This window comes from Pseudomonas sp. IT-P74 (assembly GCF_949768175.1).
In the GTDB taxonomy this organism is placed as follows: Bacteria; Pseudomonadota; Gammaproteobacteria; order Pseudomonadales; family Pseudomonadaceae; genus Aquipseudomonas.
The window spans coordinates 212,813-233,003 of the sequence record NZ_CATKQD010000011.1 but is presented as its reverse complement, the minus strand read 5'-3'; the positions used below and the strand labels follow the sequence as shown (position 1 = coordinate 233,003).

The 20,191-nt window shown below is 60.7% G+C and carries 15 protein-coding genes and 4 tRNA genes; 17 read left to right on the top strand and 2 right to left on the bottom strand.

The window, feature by feature from the left end:
• Positions 1-97: 97 nt before the first annotated feature.
• The 10 genes from gltX (at position 98) to ACM6J5_RS10015 (ending at position 6,104) form a co-directional block, all read left to right on the top strand.
• Positions 98-1,579, top strand: a complete 1,482-nt coding sequence (gltX, locus tag ACM6J5_RS10060; protein WP_414928378.1) for a glutamate--tRNA ligase — start codon at positions 98-100, stop codon at positions 1,577-1,579.
• A 202-nt stretch (positions 1,580-1,781) separates the two neighbouring features.
• A tRNA-Ala gene (locus tag ACM6J5_RS10055) sits at positions 1,782-1,857 on the top strand.
• A gap of 79 nt (positions 1,858-1,936) precedes the next feature.
• Positions 1,937-2,012: transfer RNA gene (locus ACM6J5_RS10050), tRNA-Glu, on the top strand.
• A gap of 53 nt (positions 2,013-2,065) precedes the next feature.
• Positions 2,066-2,141 (top strand) — tRNA-Ala (locus tag ACM6J5_RS10045).
• A gap of 80 nt (positions 2,142-2,221) precedes the next feature.
• Positions 2,222-2,297 (top strand) — tRNA-Glu (locus ACM6J5_RS10040).
• 186 nt (positions 2,298-2,483) lie between these two features.
• Positions 2,484-3,023, top strand: a complete 540-nt coding sequence (locus ACM6J5_RS10035; RefSeq protein ID WP_414928377.1) for a TetR/AcrR family transcriptional regulator — start codon at positions 2,484-2,486, stop codon at positions 3,021-3,023.
• Positions 3,024-3,052: 29 nt separating this feature from the next.
• A complete protein-coding gene (locus tag ACM6J5_RS10030) occupies positions 3,053-3,886 on the top strand; it encodes an alpha/beta fold hydrolase (protein ID WP_095943689.1) in 834 nt (277 codons plus the stop codon).
• A 49-nt stretch (positions 3,887-3,935) separates the two neighbouring features.
• Positions 3,936-4,370, top strand: coding sequence for an acyl-CoA thioesterase (locus ACM6J5_RS10025; RefSeq protein WP_414928376.1), 435 nt, complete (start codon positions 3,936-3,938; stop codon positions 4,368-4,370).
• 195 nt (positions 4,371-4,565) lie between these two features.
• The gene (locus ACM6J5_RS10020; protein WP_008050845.1) at positions 4,566-5,525 is read left to right on the top strand and encodes a tRNA dihydrouridine synthase; all 960 of its coding nucleotides are present in this window, start codon (positions 4,566-4,568) and stop codon (positions 5,523-5,525) included.
• A gap of 132 nt (positions 5,526-5,657) precedes the next feature.
• The gene (locus ACM6J5_RS10015; RefSeq protein WP_095943686.1) at positions 5,658-6,104 is read left to right on the top strand and encodes an Hsp20 family protein; all 447 of its coding nucleotides are present in this window, start codon (positions 5,658-5,660) and stop codon (positions 6,102-6,104) included.
• A 46-nt stretch (positions 6,105-6,150) separates the two neighbouring features.
• On the opposite strand, the gene ACM6J5_RS10010 is transcribed toward ACM6J5_RS10015, so the two are convergent.
• Positions 6,151-9,429: an EAL and GGDEF domain-containing protein gene (locus ACM6J5_RS10010; protein ID WP_414928375.1), complete on the bottom strand. Its 3,279-nt coding sequence runs from the start codon at positions 9,427-9,429 to the stop codon at positions 6,151-6,153.
• Between the two features lie 65 nt (positions 9,430-9,494).
• Positions 9,495-10,385 carry a LysR family transcriptional regulator gene (locus tag ACM6J5_RS10005; RefSeq protein WP_414928374.1) on the bottom strand — a complete coding sequence of 297 codons (891 nt, stop codon included), beginning with the start codon at positions 10,383-10,385 and terminating at the stop codon, positions 9,495-9,497.
• A gap of 306 nt (positions 10,386-10,691) precedes the next feature.
• Between ACM6J5_RS10005 and leuC the strand changes: the two genes are divergently transcribed.
• The 7 genes from leuC to ACM6J5_RS09970 all read left to right on the top strand — a co-directional run bounded on the left by leuC (position 10,692) and on the right by ACM6J5_RS09970 (position 20,026).
• A complete protein-coding gene (gene leuC / locus ACM6J5_RS10000; RefSeq protein ID WP_414928373.1) occupies positions 10,692-12,122 on the top strand; it encodes a 3-isopropylmalate dehydratase large subunit in 1,431 nt (476 codons plus the stop codon).
• Between the two features lie 2 nt (positions 12,123-12,124).
• Entirely contained in the window at positions 12,125-12,769 is a 645-nt protein-coding gene (gene leuD, locus ACM6J5_RS09995) for a 3-isopropylmalate dehydratase small subunit (protein ID WP_045057951.1), read from the top strand.
• 156 nt (positions 12,770-12,925) lie between these two features.
• On the top strand, positions 12,926-13,693 hold the full coding sequence (locus ACM6J5_RS09990) for a class I SAM-dependent methyltransferase (protein WP_095943681.1): 768 nt from the start codon (positions 12,926-12,928) through the stop codon (positions 13,691-13,693).
• A 64-nt stretch (positions 13,694-13,757) separates the two neighbouring features.
• Positions 13,758-14,840 (top strand): 3-isopropylmalate dehydrogenase, encoded by a 1,083-nt coding sequence (gene leuB / locus ACM6J5_RS09985; protein WP_095943680.1) that lies wholly within the window; start codon positions 13,758-13,760, stop codon positions 14,838-14,840.
• Between the two features lie 66 nt (positions 14,841-14,906).
• Entirely contained in the window at positions 14,907-16,019 is a 1,113-nt protein-coding gene (asd, locus tag ACM6J5_RS09980) for an aspartate-semialdehyde dehydrogenase (RefSeq protein WP_007975660.1), read from the top strand.
• Between the two features lie 258 nt (positions 16,020-16,277).
• Positions 16,278-17,288: an aspartate-semialdehyde dehydrogenase gene (locus tag ACM6J5_RS09975; protein ID WP_150672790.1), complete on the top strand. Its 1,011-nt coding sequence runs from the start codon at positions 16,278-16,280 to the stop codon at positions 17,286-17,288.
• A 128-nt stretch (positions 17,289-17,416) separates the two neighbouring features.
• Positions 17,417-20,026: a FimV/HubP family polar landmark protein gene (locus ACM6J5_RS09970; protein ID WP_414928372.1), complete on the top strand. Its 2,610-nt coding sequence runs from the start codon at positions 17,417-17,419 to the stop codon at positions 20,024-20,026.
• Positions 20,027-20,191: the final 165 nt, after the last annotated feature.

Sequence of the window (20,191 nt, the reverse complement as noted above, 5' to 3'; positions counted from 1 at the left end):
TTGGCTTAAATGCCCTGTTCGCTGGAGCCGGGCGGGTATCGCCTGTTACCATTCGCGCCTTGTTTGAACTTTGCTTTTTTTCTTTTCGAGACATGCCATGACCACCGTCCGCACTCGCATCGCGCCATCGCCTACCGGGGATCCCCACGTAGGTACCGCTTACATCGCCTTGTTCAACTACTGCTTTGCCAAGCAACACGGCGGTGAGTTCATCCTGCGGATCGAAGACACCGACCAACTGCGTTCGACTCGTGAGTCCGAACAGCAGATTTTCGACGCCTTGCGCTGGCTCGGGATCGACTGGAGCGAAGGCCCGGACGTCGGCGGCCCGCACGGTCCGTACCGTCAAAGCGAGCGCGGCGATATTTATCAGAAGTATTGCCAGCAGCTTGTAGAGCTCGGTCATGCTTTCCCGTGCTTCTGCACTGCCGAAGAGCTGGATCAGATGCGCGCCGAGCAGATGGCCCGTGGTGAAACCCCGCGCTACGACGGCCGCGCGCTGCTGCTGTCGAAGGAAGAGGTCGCCCGTCGCCTGGCGGCTGGCGAGCCCCACGTTATCCGGATGAAAGTACCAGGCGAAGGCGTCTGCGTGGTGCCGGACATGCTGCGTGGCGACGTCGAGATCCCGTGGGACCGCATGGACATGCAAGTCCTGATGAAGACCGACGGCCTGCCGACGTACTTCCTGGCCAACGTGGTCGATGACCATCTGATGGGCATCACCCACGTATTGCGTGGCGAAGAGTGGCTGCCATCGGCACCGAAGCTGATCCTGCTTTACGAATACTTCGGCTGGGAACAACCGGAGCTGTGCTACATGCCGCTGCTGCGTAACCCGGACAAGAGCAAGCTTTCCAAGCGCAAAAACCCGACCTCGGTGACTTTCTACGAGCGCATGGGCTTCATGCCCGAAGCGATGCTCAACTACCTGGGGCGCATGGGCTGGTCGATGCCGGACGAGCGCGAGAAGTTCTCGCTGCAGGAAATGGTCGACAACTTCGACCTCAAGCGCGTGTCCCTCGGCGGGCCGATCTTCGACATCGAGAAGCTGTCGTGGCTCAACGGCCAGTGGCTGCGCGACCTGCCGGTGGAAGAGTTCGCCGCGCGCGTGCAGAAGTGGGCGTTCAACTCCGAATACATGATGAAGATCGCGCCGCACGTGCAGGGCCGGGTCGAAACCTTCAGCCAGGTGGCACCACTGGCCGGGTTCTTCTTTGCCGGTGGCGTGAACCCCGATGCCAAGCTGTTCGAATCCAAGAAGCTGTCGGGCGATCAGGTCCGCCAGTTGATGCAGTTGATCCTGTGGAAGCTCGAAAGCCTGCGTCAGTGGGAGAAGGACAGCATCACCGCAACCATTCAGGCTGTGGTCGAGTCCCTGGAGCTGAAGCTGCGTGATGCCATGCCGCTGATGTTCGCTGCGATCACCGGCCAGGCCAGCTCGGTGTCGGTGCTCGATGCGATGGAAATCCTCGGGCCGGACCTGACCCGTTTCCGTCTGCGCCAGGCCATTGACCTGCTGGGCGGCGTGTCGAAGAAAGAAAACAAAGAGTGGGAAAAGCTGTTGGGCGCTATCGCCTGATTGCGTTTGCCTCTGCGGTAATGGCCGAAGGCCGGGATCTTTTGCTCCCGTTCTTCGGCGCTTCCCCTGAATTTACGAGGGGGAGGGCGGTAAGTGGTTGTTATGTCGGCAAAAAATTTTGAAATTTTTCAAAAATAAGTTTGACAGACTTTCGATACGCCCTTAAGATTCGCCCCGTCCTCAGCGATGACATCAACGATGAGGGGCTATAGCTCAGCTGGGAGAGCGCTTGCATGGCATGCAAGAGGTCGACGGTTCGATCCCGTCTAGCTCCACCAATTTACACTTCAAGACTTGGCCACACCGGTCTTGAAGCGATCAGCACTCAGCACTGATCAGTTGTATAGAAGGGTTTGCGTCCCCTTCGTCTAGTGGCCTAGGACACCGCCCTTTCACGGCGGTAACAGGGGTTCGAGTCCCCTAGGGGACGCCAGTTTTACAGAAGCGATGTTGCAAGATGTCGCTCCGCCGCGAGGCGAAAAATCCGGGGCTATAGCTCAGCTGGGAGAGCGCCTGCATGGCATGCAGGAGGTCAGCGGTTCGATCCCGCTTAGCTCCACCAATTTTACAGTTCAAGGTCTGGCCACACCGGCCTTGAATCGATCAGCACTCAGCACTGATCAGTTGTATAGAAGGGTTTGTGTCCCCTTCGTCTAGTGGCCTAGGACACCGCCCTTTCACGGCGGTAACAGGGGTTCGAGTCCCCTAGGGGACGCCACGATTACCCGCTCTGCGGGATTTTATAAGGGTCATTCAATTATTGAATGGCCCTTTTGTTTGTCTGGCGTTTGACAAAAATCCTCCCATTTCCAAAAAAACTGTTCTTCAGACCAGCGGTCATGTCCATGACTTGCTAAAATTTATTATGGGAATAATATTTCAATCGTAATATTCGGAGGCGACGATGAACGATAAAAAAGCTCAAACCCGCGAACGCATCCTCAAGGCCGCCAGCGCAGCGCTGATTCAGCGCGGCCCGGCCGAGCCAAGCGTGGGCGAAGTGATGGGTGCGGCGGGCCTGACGGTCGGCGGCTTCTACGCACACTTCGAAAGCAAGGACGCGATGATGCTCGAGGCGTTCAGGCAATTGCTCGGTCACCGCCGCGACCTGATTGCCGACATGGACGAGCAGTTGACCGGCGAAGAGCGCCGCGCGCTGGTGGCAGCGTTCTATCTGTCGCGCAAGCACCGTGATTCCTCCGAATCGGCCTGTCCGATCCCGGCATCGGTCGGCGAACTGGGGCGGCTGCCGGAAGCGTTTCGTGTTGCGCTCAATGAGCATGTGGAATTGATGGTCGCGCAGTTGGCGGCCAGCCCTGAAGAAACCGAAAAAGCCCTGGCCGACATGGCCTTGATGGTGGGTGGGTTGGCTCTGGCGCGGGCGCTGGGGCCTGGAGAGTTGTCCGATCGATTACTGCGTGCCGCCAAATCGGCAGTGCGTTGACCTGAAGGCTGCGGCCTGAGGAGAATGCGATGAGCGCGTTAAAGTGGGTTCGTGGCGTTAATGGCACCTTGGGCTGGTTTGCCCCGAAACTGGTCGCAAGCAAAATGCGACAGGCGTTCATGACGCCAAGGGATCTGCCGCTGCGTGACTGGGAGCTGCCACTGCTGGCCAAGTCCGAGCGGATCACCCTGCGTTTTGGTCTCTCGGCCTTGCGCTGGGGCCAAGGCCCGGCAGTCTTGCTGATGCATGGTTGGGAAGGGCGGCCGACGCAGTTCGCCAGCCTCATCACTGCGCTGGTCGATGCCGGTTACTCGGTCGTGGCCCTGGATGGTCCGGCCCACGGTCGCTCGCCGGGCAGCGAAGCGAATGTGGTGCTGTTCGCCCGCGCCATGCTTGAAGCGGCTTCCGAACTGCCGCCCCTGCAAGCGGTCATCGGCCACTCCATGGGGGGCGCCAGCGCCATGCTCGCGGTCCAGTTGGGCTTGCGCACCGAAACCCTGGTCACCATTGCCGCTCCGGCGCGGATTCTCGGCGTGCTGCGTGGCTTTGCCCGCTATGTCGGGCTGCCACCGAAGGCCCGCTCGGCGTTCATTCGCCAGGTCGAGCAAGACGTCGGCATGCGAGCCGCGACACTGGATGTCGCGCACTATCAACTCGACATGCCGGGCCTGATTGTCCACGCCGAAGACGACAACTTCGTCTTGGTGAAGGAATCCCAGCTGATTCACGAAGCCTGGTTCGATAGCCGCTTGTTGCGTTTGAAGGAAGGTGGTCATCAGCGAGTCCTGGCCGACCCTCGGGTGATTGATGGCGTGTTATCACTGCTGGCCGGGCGCAGCCTGCAATCACGCCAATCCGCCTGAGCTTCCGTTACACTGCCCTGGTCGAAATTATCTGACCAGGGAGTCGGGCATGGGCTGGGATCGGGAAACGCCGTTCATCATTGATCTGCAAGTGAGCGCCGAGGACATTGACGGGTTGGGGCACGCGAACAATGCGGTTTACGTGACCTGGCTCGAACGCTGTGCCTGGCGCCACTCCCAGCGCCTGGGCCTGGACCTGGTCGAATATCGTCGGCTGGACCGGGCGATGGCGGTGGTGCGGCACGAGATCGATTACCTGGCGGCTGCCTATGAGGACGATGAATTGCAATTGGCGACCTGGATCGTGGATTGGGACCAACGCCTGAAAATGACTCGGCACTTCCAGTTGATCCGCCCCAGTGACAACACCACGCTATTGCGCGCGCAGACCACGTTCGTCTGCATCGAGCTGTCCACCGGCAAGCCCAAGCGCATGCCGGGGGAGTTCATTGAAGGCTATGGCCCGGCGTTGCTATCGCTCTAACCAATGTAGGAGCGAGCTCGCTCGCGATGGTCGTCAACGATAACGCGACCAGCCTGGCTCCCCACGGTGGTCTCAGGTTTTTCGCGAGCAATCGAGCGTCGACCGGCTGCTCCTACAGGGGGGATTTGTGATGTTCTGCAGATTCTTCGCGCAATCCAGTAAACTGCCGCACGTTTTTCCTCGAGTGTGTTTTTCATGCAAATTGCTTTGGCGCCCATGGAGGGGTTGGTCGACGACATCCTGCGCGATGTGTTGACCCGCGTGGGTGGTATTGACTGGTGCGTGACCGAGTTCATTCGGGTCAACGACCAGTTGCTGACACCTGCCTATTTCCACAAGTTCGGCCCGGAGTTGCTCAACGGTGCCCGGACGGCCTCCGGCGTGCCGCTGCGTGTGCAACTGCTCGGTTCCGATCCGGTGTGCCTGGCGGAAAATGCCGCGCTGGCCTGCGAGCTGGGTTCCGAAGTGATTGACCTGAATTTCGGCTGTCCAGCCAAGACCGTCAACAAATCCCGTGGTGGCGCGGTATTGCTCAAGGAGCCCGAGCTGCTCAACCAGATCGTCGAGCATGTCCGTCGTGCCGTCCCCGCGCACATTCCGGTCACCGCCAAGATGCGCCTGGGCTTCGACAGCCCGGACGGTTCGCTGGTATGTGCCACGGCCCTGGCCGAAGGCGGCGCCGAACACATCGTGGTGCACGCGCGGACCAAGGTCGACGGCTACAAGCCGCCGGCGCACTGGGAGTGGATTCCGCGGGTGCAGGACGTGGTCAAGGTTCCGGTGTTCGCCAACGGCGACATCTGGAGCGTCGAAGACTGGCGTCGCTGCCGCGAGATCAGCGGCGTTGAAGACATCATGCTTGGTCGCGGCCTGGTTTCGCGTCCGGACCTTGCCCGGCAGATCGCCGCAGCGCGGGCCGGTGAAGAAGTGGTCGAGATGACGTGGGCCGAGTTGCTGCCGCTGATCCAGGACTTCTGGCTGCAAGCCAAGGCACAGATGACGCCACGCCAGTCGCCGGGCCGCCTGAAGCAATGGCTGGCGATGCTGACCCGCAATTATCCCGAGGCGGTAGAGCTGTTCACCGTGCTGCGTCGTGAGACCGAGCTGGATAACGTCTCGCGTTTGCTGGGGCTGCCGGTGGCGGAAGCGGCCTGAAACTTTTTATGAAAAAAGCAGAAAACAATCTCTTGAAATGCAATCAGCGGTCCCTATCTAAGGATTACGCGATGCCGAATTCGGGTCGCGGAGACAAAAAACCTTGCTGATTGTTTTCAGGAGATTTGCATCATGGCTACTACATTTTCCATGGCCCCACTGTTCCGTTCCTCGGTAGGTTTCGACCGTTTCAACGACCTGTTCGAGACCGCCCTGCGCAACGAGCCAGGCAGCAGCTATCCACCCTATAACGTGGAGAAACACGGCGACGATCAATACCGTATCGTGATTGCCGCGGCCGGTTTCCAGGAAGAAGACTTGGAGCTCGAAGTCGAGAAAGGTGTGCTGACCATCAGTGGCGGTAAACGCGACGCGGACGAAGACGTCACTTATCTGTATCAGGGCATTGCGCAACGTGCCTTCAAGCTGTCCTTCCGTCTGGCTGATCACATCGAGATCAAGGCTGCCGGCCTGAGTAATGGTCTGTTGAGCATCGACCTGCTGCGGGTGGTACCGGAAGAGGCGAAAGCCAAGCGCATCCCGATCAACGGCACGCAGAAGAAGGCTCTGCAACACTAAGTCAGAGCAAGAAGAAGGGCGCCATTGGCGCCCTTTTTTGTGCTCGTCACTTCAGCAGTTTTTGAAACTCCTCCACCGGCAACGGCTGGCTGTGCAAATACCCTTGGTAGAAGTGACAGTCCAACCCCTGCAAGAACTCAAGCTGCTCCGCCGTTTCCACCCCTTCGGCAATCACCTTCAAATCCAGGCTGCGGGCCATGGCGACGATGGCGCGGATGATCTCGGCGTCGTTCGGGTCGCTGGTGGCGTCGCGGATGAACGACTTGTCGATTTTCAGGGTATCGACTGGCAGGCGCTTGAGGTAGGTCAGCGAGGAATAGCCGGTGCCGAAGTCGTCCATGGCGAAGCTCACGCCGAGTTTTTTCAGGCGGCGCATTTTGCTGATGGTGTCTTCCAGGTTCTGGATGACGATGCCTTCGGTGATTTCCAGCTTCAACAGGGAGCAGGGCAGGCCATGGCTGGACAGGCTGTTTTCGACGCGTTCGACGAAGTCGTTCTGGCGGAACTGGCGCGGGCTGATGTTCACGCACAGGCTGAATCTCAGCGGGTCTATCAGGCCGTTTTCGATCAATTGCTTGAAGGCCTGGCAGGCTTCGTCGAGGATCCAGGTGCCGACCTCCAGAATCAGTCCGCTGTCTTCCAGTACCTTGATGAATTCGTTGGGTGACTGCGGGCCGAGCTCCGGATGATTCCAGCGTACCAGGGCCTCGGCGCCGACGATGCGGTCGCCCCGGGCGTCGACCTGAGGTTGGTAATGTACGCGAAATTCACCCCGGGAAAGCGCCAGGCGCAGGTCGGTTTCCATGCGCAGGCGTTCACTCGCGGCCTTCTGCATGGTGTTGTGGTACATCTGCGCGGTATTGCGCCCCGAGTCCTTGGCGCGATAAAGCGCGATGTCCGCGCGCTTGAGCAGGTCGGTCGGGGTCGAGCCGTGATCGGGGATCAGGGCGATGCCGATGCTTGGGGTCACCTGCAGGCGCTGGCCGTCGAGGAACATTGGTTCGGAAAGCAGCTCGCGAATGGTGTCGGCCACTTCGCGAACCTGATCGCTGACCTCGCTGCGCGAGCCTTCGAGGCCACTGAGCAGTATCACGAACTCGTCACCGCCCAGGCGCGCAACGGTGTCCTCCATGCGCACGCTGGCTTCCAGGCGCGCGGTGATGATTTTCAGCACCGTGTCGCCCACCGGGTGCCCGAGGGAGTCGTTGATGTGCTTGAAGTGGTCGAGGTCGAGGAACATCAGCGCGCCGCGCAGGTTGTGGCGTTTGAGCAGGGCGATCTGCTGGCTCAGACGGTCCATCAGCAAGGCACGATTGGGCAGGTTGGTCAGTGGGTCGTGGTAGGCCAGGTGGCGGATCTGCGCTTCGGCGTTTTTCAGCAGGCTGACGTCGCGTGCGGTCAATAACAGGCAGGCGGTTTCGTTGAGGGTGATCGGTTCCACCGAGACTTCGACGGTGAGCAGTTCGCCGCGCTTGTTGCGCCCGAGCATTTCCTGGTGATGAACCCGACCCTTGATCTGCAATTCGGCCAGCAGCGCCGAGCGTTGTTTTTCTTCAGCCCAGATCCCGACCTGATACACCGTGCGGCCCACCACTTCCTCGGCGCGGTAACCGGTCAGGCGGCAGAAACCGTCGTTGACCTCCAGATAGCGTCCGGTGTCGCGCTCGGTGATGGTTATGGCGTCGGGGCTGGAGTGGAAGGCCTTGGCGAATTTCTCTTCACTGGCCTTGAGCGCCGCTTCCGAGCGCTGTTGCTGGGTGATATCGCGCAGCGTGGTGACGATGCAGGCCTGGTCGCCGACGCTGATCTGGCGGCTGGAAATCACGCAGGTCAGGACCTGTCCGTCCTTGTGCTGGACGAGAATGGCCACGTTGTTCAGGCCTTGTTCGCGGATCACTTGTTCGATCCGTCGCAGGCTTTTCGCCGAAGCGTCCCACAGGCCGATTTCGTCGGCGCTGCGGCCGATCACATCGGCGGTGCTCCAGCCGAAGGTCTGGGTGAAGCTGGAGTTGATTTCAATGAACTGGCCGGTGTCCTGGTGGGTGACGCAGATCGGATCGGGGCTGACCTGGAACAGCGTGGCGAATTTTTCTTCGGAGGCCACCAGCCGTTGTTCGCGCTCCACCTGGTCGGTGATGTCGAGCAATGTACCGGCCATGCGCACCGGCACGCCGCTGTCATCACGGTAGAGGCGGGCACGGCTTTCCAGGTAGCGCGAGCTGCCGTCGGGCAATTGCACGCGGTAGGTCAATTGGTAGTTGCCGGCCGGGCCTTCACGCAGGCTGCGGTAAGCGTCGCGCATGGTGTCGCGTTCTTCGCCGGGCACGCCTTCGAAGAACTCGTCGAAGGACTCGTGAAAGGGTTTGGCGTCCAGGCCGTGCAGTTGGGCGGCCCGTGCCGATCCGTAGAGCATGCCGCTGGGAATGTGCCAGTCCCAGGTGCCGAGTTGCGCCGAGTCCAGGGCCAGATCGAGACGTTCCTGGCTGTCCTTGAGGGCCTGTTCGGCGACTTTGCGTTCGGTGGTGTCAAGGAAGGTGCTCAGTAGATAGGGCTGGCCTTCGAGCTCGACCTTTTGCGCACTGAGGATGCCATCATGGATTTGCCCATTGCTGGCGCGAAACTGCACTTCCATGCTGACCAGGTCGCCTTTGGCTTTGGTGGCCTTGACCAGTTCGTCCCGTTGCTCGGGGTGTACCCACAGGCCCAGCTCCAGGGTGGTGCGGCCGATCGCGTTTTGCACCGGCCAGCCGAACAGGCTTTCGAAATACTGGTTGGCTTCGGAGATCAGGCCGTCTTCCTGGCGGGTCAGCAGGACCATGTTCGGGCACAGGTGGAACAGGGTGGCGAAGCGCTTTTCCGAGCTGCTCAACGCCTGTTCGCGCTGACGCTGGTGGGTAATCTCGCGGATCACACCGATCATCCGTGGCCGGCCGTGTTTGTCCGGCAACAGGCTGCCGTTGATCTCCAGCCAGTGCAGGCTGCCATCGGGCCAGCGGATGCGGTGATGCATCGCTTGCTCCAGTGGTGCGCCAGCGATGACCGCGTGGAATGCGCGAAGGGTTTTCGCGCGATCTTCCGGGGGCAGCAGGTCAAGGTATTCCAGATCCCGTGGCAGCGGTTGCCGGGGATCGAAGCCGAACAGCGCCTGCGTACCCCGAGACCAACTGATCTGCCCGCGCTCGATGTCCCAATACCAGGCACCCAGGCGTGCGCCGTTGAGCGCGGCCAACAGTTGCGAGGCACTTTCCCAGCTCTGTTCGGAGTTTTTCGGGTCAAGTGCCTGTATGCGCGGCATTGGCGGAATACGGTCAACAGATTTGGGCATTGGCAAGCCTTAGGCTGAATGGGCGTTTGGCACGGGAATTCGCGGCTCTATAGGAGTAGCACAACTTAGCCTTGAGTCCCTGGCGGATCGAGTTGAGCATCCAGCAGGGCCATGAAGGCCCGCGCGGCGTTCGACAGTGTCCTTTCCGTGTGCAGGATATAGCCTAGCTGGCGAGTGAGCTGTATGCCCGGCAAAGGTATGCGCGCCACCTGGTCATCGAGCATGGTGCGCGGCAAAACGCTCCAGGCCAGGCCGATCGAGACCATCATCTTGATGGTTTCCAGGTAGTTGGTGCTCATCGCGATGTTTGGCGTCAGGCCCTGGGCTTCAAACAGCCGCTGCACGATGTGGTGGGTAAAGGTGTTGCCGCCGGGGAAGACCGCCGGGTGACGGGCGATGTCCGCCAGGCTGACCTGGCCGTTATTGAGCAGCGAATGCTCCGGGGCAACCACGAAATCCAGCGGGTCGTCCCACACCGGGGTGGCCTTGACCAGCGCGTGGGGTTCCGGTGCCAGGGTAATGACCGCCAGTTCGGCGCGGCCGTGGAGAATTTCCTCGTAGGCCACTTCCGAATCGAGGAACTGAATATCCAGTGCCACCTGTGGGTAGCGCCGGGTGAACTCCCTTAATAAGGGCGGCAAACGGTGCAGGCCGATGTGGTGACTGGTGGCCAGGGTCAGACGGCCGGTCACTTCGCCGGTGAGGTTGGTCAGGGCGCGGCGCGTATCATCGAGGACATTGAGAATCTGGTAGGCCCGCGGCAGCAGGGCGCTCCCGGCCTCGGTCAGGCCCACTTCACGCCCCAGGCGATCGAACAGCCGCACCTTCAATTGCTGCTCCAGCCCGGCGATGCGTTTGCTGATGGCAGGCTGGGTCAGGTGCAGCCGTTCGCCGGCGCCGGAGAAGCTTCCGGTCTCGGCGATGGCAATAAAAGCATTGAGGTTGGCCAGATCCATAGTCGCATTCCAATTGGTTATCCAAAGCATAAAAAATATGAATTTGAGTTATTTAATGTAACCCCATAGGATCAGCCTCACAAGCCAAAGGGTTATTGAGTCTTTCAAGACCCAGAGGTCTGTGTAGCGAGTTTGTTAGTTCAAATTCGGATGCCAGAAGTCCATAGCCAAGGCGCTGCGACGAGTCATAGCGCGCTATGGCGAGGAGCAGCAACGCAGGATATGGGCTTCTGGCGCCGAAGTTGACTAACGAAACTCGCTATACAGACCTCTCTGGCATAGAAAAAGCTGATGAGGAACCGTCTGATGGCCGGCAAAACGCTCTACGACAAGCTCTGGGATTCGCATTTGGTCAAGCAGCGCGACGATGGCTCCGCGCTGATCTACATCGATCGTCACATCATCCACGAAGTGACCTCGCCGCAAGCCTTCGAAGGCCTGCGTCTGGCCGGGCGCAAGCCATGGCGCATCGATGCCAACATCGCGACCCCGGACCACAACGTACCGACCACGCCGGAGCGCAAGGGCGGCATCGACGCCATCGTTGACCAGGTCTCGCGCCTGCAAGTCCAGACCCTCGATGACAACTGCGATGAATACGGCATCGTCGAGTTCAAGATGAACGACGTTCGCCAGGGCATCGTCCACGTCATCGGCCCGGAGCAGGGCGCGACCTTGCCGGGCATGACCGTGGTCTGCGGCGACTCCCACACCTCGACCCACGGCGCATTCGGCGCATTGGCTCACGGTATCGGCACTTCCGAGGTCGAGCATGTGCTCGCCACCCAGTGCCTGGTCGCCAAGAAAATGAAAAACATGCTGGTGAGCGTCGAAGGCCAATTGCCGTTCGGCGTGACCGCCAAGGACATCGTGCTCGCGGTGATCGGCAAGATCGGCACCGCCGGCGGCAACGGCCACGCCATCGAATTCGCTGGCAGCGCGATACGCGACCTGTCCGTCGAAGGCCGCATGACCATTTGCAACATGTCCATCGAGGCCGGCGCTCGCGTAGGCCTGGTAGCGGCTGACGAAAAAACCGTGGCCTACGTCAAGGGCCGTCCATTTGCTCCGAAAGGCGCCGAATGGGACCTGGCCGTCGAAGCCTGGAAAGACCTGGTTTCCGATGCCGACGCCGTCTTCGACACCGTTGTTGAACTCGATGCAGCCGACATCAAGCCGCAAGTCAGCTGGGGCACTTCGCCTGAGATGGTGTTGGCGGTGGATCAGAACGTGCCGGATCCCGCGAAGGAAATGGACCTGGTCAAGCGCGACTCCATCGTCCGTGCCTTGAAGTACATGGGTTTGACCGCCAACCAGGCGATCACCGACATTCAGTTGGATCGCGTGTTCATCGGTTCGTGCACCAACTCGCGGATCGAGGACCTGCGCGCTGCGGCCGTGATCGCCAAGGGCCGCAAAGTGGCCTCGACCATCAAGCAGGCCATCGTCGTGCCGGGCTCGGGTCTGGTCAAAGCCCAGGCTGAATCGGAAGGCCTGGACAAGATTTTCCTCGAAGCCGGTTTCGAATGGCGTGAGCCGGGTTGCTCGATGTGCCTGGCGATGAACCCGGACCGTTTGGAGTCCGGCGAGCATTGCGCCTCGACCTCCAACCGTAACTTCGAAGGCCGTCAGGGCGCCGGTGGTCGTACCCACCTCGTCAGCCCGGCCATGGCCGCCGCAGCCGCTGTGAACGGTCGTTTCATCGACGTCCGTGAATTGATTCAGGGAGCGCAGTAAGCATGAGAGCATTTACCCAACATACTGGTCTTGTCGCGCCTTTGGATCGTGCCAACGTCGACACCGACCAGATCATCCCGAAGCAATTCTTGAAGTCGATCAAGCGCACGGGTTTTGGCCCGAACCTGTTCGATGAATGGCGCTACCTGGATGTGGGCCAGCCTTACCAGGACAACTCCAAGCGTCCGCTGAACAAGGACTTCGTCCTCAACGCCGAACGTTACCAAGGCGCCAGCGTGTTGCTGGCCCGGGAGAACTTCGGTTGCGGATCCAGCCGTGAACACGCGCCGTGGGCCCTGGAAGAGTACGGTTTCCGCAGCATCATCGCGCCGAGCTATGCCGACATCTTCTTCAACAACAGCTTCAAGAACGGCTTGCTGCCGATCATTTTGAGCGATGCCGAAGTCGATGAGCTGTTCCAGCAGGTCGAGGCCAATCCGGGCTACCAGTTGCAGGTCGATCTGCAAGCCCAGACCGTGACCCGCCCTGACGGCAAGGTGTTGAGCTTCGAAATCGATGCCTTCCGCAAACATTGTCTGCTCAACGGCCTGGACGATATCGGCCTGACGTTGCAGGACCATGAGGCGATTGCGACGTTTGAGGCCAAGCACCGGGCTAGCCAGCCGTGGTTGTTTCGCGACGCTTGATTGATCCGACATTGATGTAGGCCACTCTGGCCTCATCGCTAGCAGGCTAGCTCCCACAGGGGACTTGTGTACGCCATAGATCCAATGTGGGAGCTAGCCTGCTAGCGATGGCGGCAGTAGAGGCACCCCAAGACTAAGCCCCAAAAGGAAGTCCCCATGACCAGCACCGCCCAGCACACCCAGGTAGTCCAGAAGCAATTCGGTGAACAGGCCTCGGCCTACCTGAGCAGCGCCGTACACGCTCAAGGCACTGAATTTGCGCTGCTACAGGCCGAGCTGGCGGGGCAGGGCGATGCCCGGGTCCTGGATCTTGGCTGCGGCGCCGGTCACGTAAGTTTTCACGTAGCCTCATTGGTGAAAGAAGTGGTGGCTTACGACCTGTCCCAACAGATGCTCGACGTGGTGACCGCTGCCGCTGTCGATCGTGGCTTGAGCAACGTGTCCACGGTCAACGGTGCCGCTGAGCGCCTGCCGTTCGCCGATGGCGAATTCGATTTCGTCTTCAGCCGCTATTCGGCGCACCATTGGAGCGATCTGGGCGTGGCCCTGCGGGAGGTGCGTCGAGTCCTGAAGCCGGGCGGTGTGGCGGCATTCGTCGACGTATTGTCACCGGGTAGCCCGCTGTTCGACACTTACCTGCAAAGCGTCGAAGTGCTGCGCGACACCAGCCATGTGCGCGATTATTCCGCCGGCGAGTGGTTGCGCCAGGTCAGCGAGGCGGGGCTGCACACCCGCAGTACCACGCGTCAGCGTTTGCGCCTGGAGTACAACAGCTGGGTCGAGCGCATGCGCACGCCTGAAGTGATGCGCGCGGCGATCCGCGAATTGCAGCAGTCGATGGGCAACGAAGTACGCGAATATTTCGAGATTGAAGCCGATGGTTCGTTCAGTACCGATGTATTGGTGCTGTTTGTAGAAAGATAGGCACCGATCGATAGAATTTTTCCGGGTGCGCCAAAGGCGCACCGACTGATGACATGAGGAAAGCATGAGCAAGCAGATTCTGATTCTCCCAGGCGACGGTATTGGCCCGGAAATCATGGCCGAAGCGGTCAAGGTGCTGGAGTTGGCCAGCGACAAGTTCGCCCTGGGCTTCGAGCTGAGCCATGACGTGATCGGTGGTGCTGCCATCGACAAGCACGGCGTGCCCCTGGCCGACGAGACTCTGGAACGTGCCCGCGCGGCCGACGCCGTATTGCTGGGCGCCGTTGGCGGTCCGAAATGGGATGCCATCGAACGTGACATCCGCCCTGAGCGCGGCCTGTTGAAGATCCGTGCGCAACTGGGCCTGTTCGGCAACCTGCGCCCGGCGATCCTGTACCCGCAACTGGCCGAGGCTTCCAGCCTGAAGCCGGAAATCGTTTCCGGGCTGGACATCCTGATCGTGCGTGAGCTGACCGGCGGTATCTACTTTGGCGCGCCACGCGGTACCCGCACCCTGGAAAACGGCGAGCGTCAGTCTTATGACACCCTGCCGTACAGCGAAAGCGAAATCCGTCGTATCGCCCGTGTCGGTTTCGACATGGCCATGGTCCGTGGCAAGAAGCTGTGCTCCGTGGACAAGGCCAACGTACTGGCCTCCAGCCAACTGTGGCGTGAAGTGGTCGAACAAGTGGCCAAGGATTATCCTGAAGTCGAACTGAGCCACATGTACGTCGACAACGCCGCGATGCAGTTGGTGCGCGCACCGAAGCAGTTCGACGTGATCGTCACCGACAACATGTTCGGCGACATCCTGTCCGACCAGGCCTCGATGCTTACCGGTTCGATCGGCATGCTGCCGTCGGCGTCTCTGGACACCCACAACAAGGGCATGTACGAGCCGTGCCACGGTTCGGCGCCGGACATCGCGGGCAAGGGCATCGCCAACCCGTTGGCGACCATTTTGTCGGTGTCGATGATGCTGCGCTACAGCTTCAGCCAGCAAGCCGCGGCCGATGCCATCGAGAAAGCCGTCAGCCTGGTGCTGGATCAGGGCTTGCGCACCGGCGACATCTGGTCGGCCGGTTGTACTAAAGTCGGTACGCAGGAAATGGGTGACGCAGTAGTCGCCGCGCTGCGGAATCTGTAATCTCTCGGGCCCGCTGCCAAATTCAAGACAAGGTAGCGGTCCACATTTCAAGAAGGTGTAGTTGCGATGAAACGTGTAGGTCTGATCGGTTGGCGCGGCATGGTCGGTTCCGTGCTCATGCAGCGGATGCTGGAAGAGCAGGATTTCGATCTTATCGAGCCGGTGTTTTTCACCACTTCCAATGTCGGTGGCCAAGGCCCGTCCGTGGGCAAGGACATTGCTCCGCTCAAGGACGCTTACAGCATTGAAGAGCTGAAGACCCTCGACGTGATTCTGACCTGCCAGGGTGGCGACTACACCAGCGAAGTCTTCCCCAAGCTGCGCGAAGCCGGCTGGCAGGGTTACTGGATCGATGCCGCTTCCAGCCTGCGCATGCAGGATGACGCGGTGATCGTTCTGGATCCGGTCAACCGCAAGGTCATCGACCAGCAGCTGGATGCAGGCACCAAGAACTACATCGGCGGCAACTGCACCGTCAGCCTGATGCTGATGGGCCTCGGTGGTCTGTTCGAGGCTGGGCTGGTGGAGTGGATGAGCGCCATGACCTATCAGGCGGCCTCCGGTGCCGGCGCGCAGAACATGCGTGAACTGATCAAGCAAATGGGCGCGACCCACGCCGCTGTTGCCGATCAACTGGCCGATCCGGCCAGCGCGATCCTCGACATCGACCGCCGAGTGGCCGAAGCCATGCGCAGCGACGCGTACCCGACCGAAAACTTCGGCGTACCGCTGGCCGGCAGCCTGATCCCGTGGATCGACAAGGAACTGCCGAACGGCCAGAGCCGCGAAGAGTGGAAGGCCCAGGCCGAGACCAACAAGATCCTCGGTCGCTTCAAGAGCCCGATCCCGGTCGATGGCATCTGCGTGCGCATCGGCGCCATGCGCTGCCACAGCCAGGCGCTGACCATCAAGTTGAACAAAGACGTACCGATCGCTGATATCGAAGGGCTGATCAGCCAGCACAACCCTTGGGTCAAGCTGGTGCCGAACAGCCGCGAAACCAGCATTCAGGAGCTGAGCCCGAACAAGGTCACCGGCACCCTGAACATCCCGGTTGGCCGTCTGCGCAAGCTGAACATGGGTTCGCAGTTTGTCGGCGCGTTCACCGTCGGCGACCAGTTGCTGTGGGGTGCGGCCGAACCGCTGCGCCGCATGCTGCGGATCCTGCTCGAGCGTTGATCGATTGATGAAATGAAAGAACCCGCGCCTTGCAAGAGGCGCGGGTTTTTTTATGGAAGTAGCGTCGTCAGTGCTGGCCTCATCGCGAGCAGGCTCGCTCCCACAGAGAGTTGCAGTTGAATAGGAAATTTGTGTACACCATCAACCCCTGTGGGAGCGAGCCTGCTCGCGATGGGGCCGGGCCGGGCACCACGGAATTGCCTGTATCCCACCCACCCGGTAAAGTGCCGCTCCCCCCGTTTCGCCAGAGGTCAAACCATGAGCCAGTCCATTGATATTGCCGTGATCGGCGCCACCGGTACTGTCGGCGAAACACTCGTGCAGATTCTCGAAGAGCGCGATTTCCCGATCGGCACCCTTCACCTGCTGGCCAGCAGCGAATCGGCCGGCAGTTCGGTGCCGTTTCGCGGCAAGAACGTGCGGGTGCGAGAGGTCGATGAGTTCGACTTCAGCAAGGTGCAGTTGGCATTCTTTGCCGCCGGCCCGGCGGTCTCGTTGAGTTTTGCTTCCCGGGCGACAGACGCCGGTTGCTCGGTGATCGATCTCTCCGGTGCCCTGCTGGCCGAAAAGGCGCCACAGGTCGTGCCTGAGGCCAACGCCCAAGTGTTGGCCGGCTTGAAAAAACCCTTTCAGGTCAGCAGTCCAAGCCCATCGGCCACCACGCTGGCGGTGGTACTCGCGCCGCTGATGGATTTGCTCGATTTGCAGCGCATCAGCCTGACCGCCAGCCTCGCGGTATCGGCCCAGGGGCGCGAAGCCGTGAGCGAGCTCGCCCGGCAGACCGCCGAGCTGCTGAATGTGCGGCCGCTGGAGCCGAAATTCTTTGATCGGCAGATGGCCTTCAACCTGTTGGCCCAGGTCGGCAAACCGGATGAGCAAGGTCATACGCTGCTGGAAAAACGCCTGGTGCGTGAGCTGCGCCAGGTCATGGCGCGGCCTTCATTGAAAATTTCCGTCACTTGCATTCAAGCCCCGGTGTTTTTTGGCGATAGCTATAGCGTGACCCTGCAGTCCGCGAGTGAGATCGACCTGGGGAAAATCAATGCGGCCCTGGAAGACGCGCCCGGCATCGAGCTGGTGGAAGCCGGCGATTACCCGACCCCGGTGGGCGATGCGGTAGGGCAGGATGTGGTCTACGTGGGTCGGGTTCGCCAGGGTATCGACGACCCGTCGGAACTTAATCTGTGGCTGACGTCAGATAACGTACGCAAAGGCGCGGCGCTCAACGCTGTGCAGCTGGCCGAGTTGTTGATAAAAGACCTGCTGTAAAAGATACTTTGCAACTATTTGTCGAATAATTCCGCGCGACGACCCTCGCCGTTGCGCGTAATGCCTTACGGCAGCGACTGTCAATACCTTCTCGCTGGCCGAGGAATGTTCAAACTAAGGATGAGCTAATGGTTCAAGTTCGCAAACTGGTGTTAGCAATAGCGGCCGCCTCGGCGCTGTCCTCCGGTATGGCGCATGCCCTCGGGCTCGGGGAGTTGACCCTGAAATCGACGCTCAACCAGCCGCTGGTAGCGGAAATCGAGCTGCTCGATGTCAAGGAACTCACCGCCGCCGAAGTAGTGCCGAGCCTGGCTTCGCCGGAAGATTTCGCCAAGGCCGGTGTCGACCGCCAGGCGTTTCTCAATGACTTGACCTTCACCCCTGTGCTCAACGCCGGCGGCAAAAGCATCCTGCGCGTGACCTCCAGCAAGCCGCTTTCCGAACCCATGGTGAAATTCCTGGTTCAGGTCATGTGGCCGAACGGCCGTTTGCTGCGCGACTACAGTGTGCTGCTCGATCCGTCCAAATTCTCGCCGCAAACCGCTGAAGCGGCCGCACAACCGGCGTCAACGGTTGCCGCGCCCGTCACCGGTGCGACCAAACCGTCCCAATACACCACCACGGCGCGCGATACCCTGTGGGAAATCGCCGCGAAGGCGCGTAATGGTGGTTCGATCCAGCAAACCATGCTGGCCATCCAGGCGCTGAACCCGGATGCCTTTATCGACGGCAACATCAACCGCCTGAAAACCGGCCAGGTGCTGCGCCTGCCGGGCCAGGCGCAGAGCACGGACCTGCCGCAAGCCAAGGCGATTGCCGAAGTGGCCGCACAGAACAAGGCCTGGCGCCAGGGTCGCCGTTATGTGGCCAAACCCGGGGCAGGGCAGCAACAGCTCGACGCTACCTATCGCGCGCGTACTGATGGCGCGCCGGCGCAAGCGGCCACCGACAAGCTGAGCCTGGTGTCGGCCGAATCCGGCAAGAACCCAGGCAAAGGAGCTGTCGGAGATGCCAAGGCCCTCAGCAACAAGCTGGCGGTGACTCAGGAAAGCCTCGACACCAGCCGTCGTGATAACGCCGAACTGAAAAGCCGCATGGCCGACCTGCAAAGCCAGGTGGACAAGCTGCAGCGCCTGATCGAGTTGAAGAACAACCAGTTGGCCAAGTTGCAAACCGAGGGCGCTGCGGCCGCGACAGCGCCGGCAATGTCGGCCGAACTGGTTGCCAACCCGGGGGCAACGCCTGCTCCGGCTGACACTGCGCCAGCGCCCGGGGCAACTCCGACACCCGCCGAAAAACCTGTTGAGGCGACACCGGCCGCATCCGACGATCAGAAATTCAATGAATTGCTGACCAATCCGGTGTTGCTGGGCCTGGTCGGTGGCGGTGCGGTGATTCTGCTGCTCCTGCTGCTGTTGCTGGCGCGTCGCCGCAAAGCCCGGCAAGAAGCCGAAAAACATCTGCGCATGGCCCGTGCCCTGGCCGAAGAACAGCCGTTCTCGGCCGATTTCGACTTGCCGGAAAGTAGCTTCGATGGCCTGGAAGTTCCGCCGCCGAGCGTGAAACTGGCGACAGCCCCGACGCCTGCTCCCGCGCCAGCGCCGGTAGTTGCTCCGGTGGTGATGACCACGCCGATCGCCGCGCCATTGGTGGCACCCGCTGCCGAGCGTTCCGACGACGTGCTGGGCCAGGCTCAGTCGCACATCGATGCCGGTCGCCTGAACCAGGCTGCCGCATTGCTGGAGGACGGCGTCAAGCAAGAGCCCAAGCGCAGCGACTTGCGCTTGAAACTGATGGAAGTCTACGGCCAGCAAGGCGACCGCGATGCATTCGTCGGCCAGGAGCGTCAGTTGGTGGCCAATGGCGACAACTTCGCCCAGGTTGAAAAGCTCAAAAGCCGCTTCCCGGCCATGGCGCTGGTCGCTGCCGGTGGTATCGCCGCAGCCGCCGTTGCCGCCGAGCTGGACGCGCAATACGTCAAGGACCTGTTGCTCGATGAGCCGCAAGCACCAGCGCCAGAATCAGAGCTTGCGCCTGCGCCGTTCGAGGATGACCTCGACAGCGCCTTCGACCTGAGCCTGGATGATCTGGACTCGATTACACCTGTGGCGCCTGCACCTGCACCTGCACCGGAGCCCGAAGTGGCGGGGCTGGCAGACCTGGAAGAGTTCCCGCTGGACGACGACCTGAGTTTTGAGTCGGTGTTGCAGCAGCAGACTGACATCAAGGAAAACCTCGACGATCTGTCGGACTTCGACCTTGACCTTGACCTGGATCTCGGTGCGCAACCGTCGCCGGCGATGCTGGCTGAAGACGACTTCCTGCTGGACCTGGATGAGGGCGTGAAGGATTTTCCGGTTGCCGAAACACCGTCTGTTCCTGAGGTCGCGCTGGATGACCTGGAATTGCCGGCCGATTTCGATCTGTCGCTGGCCGACGAGCTGGACGCACCGGATGCGTTCGCGGCAGAGCTGGATGATGTCAATGCTGAACTGGAGAGCCTGTCCAGCAGCATTGGCGAACCGACCTTCACCGAAGCAGATGCCGCACTGGGCGACGATGATGACTTCGACTTCCTTTCGGGCACTGACGAGGCCGCTACCAAGCTCGATCTGGCTCAGGCCTATATCGACATGGGCGACAGCGACGGTGCTCGTGACATCCTCAAAGAGGTCGTAAGCGAAGGCAATGCCGAGCAGAAGGGTGAAGCCGAGGAAATGCTGTCGCGCCTGGCTTGAGTGATCGGTAGGTTGTAAGAAAAGCGGCAGCCCATAGAGGCTGCCGTTTTTGCAGTGAGTCCCCGTGTTCCCTGGGATTTTCGCGAGCAGGCTCGCTCCCGCATTGGATCAATGTCTTCCGCAATGTTGGGCTCTGCACCCATCCCCTGTGGGAGCGAGCCTGCT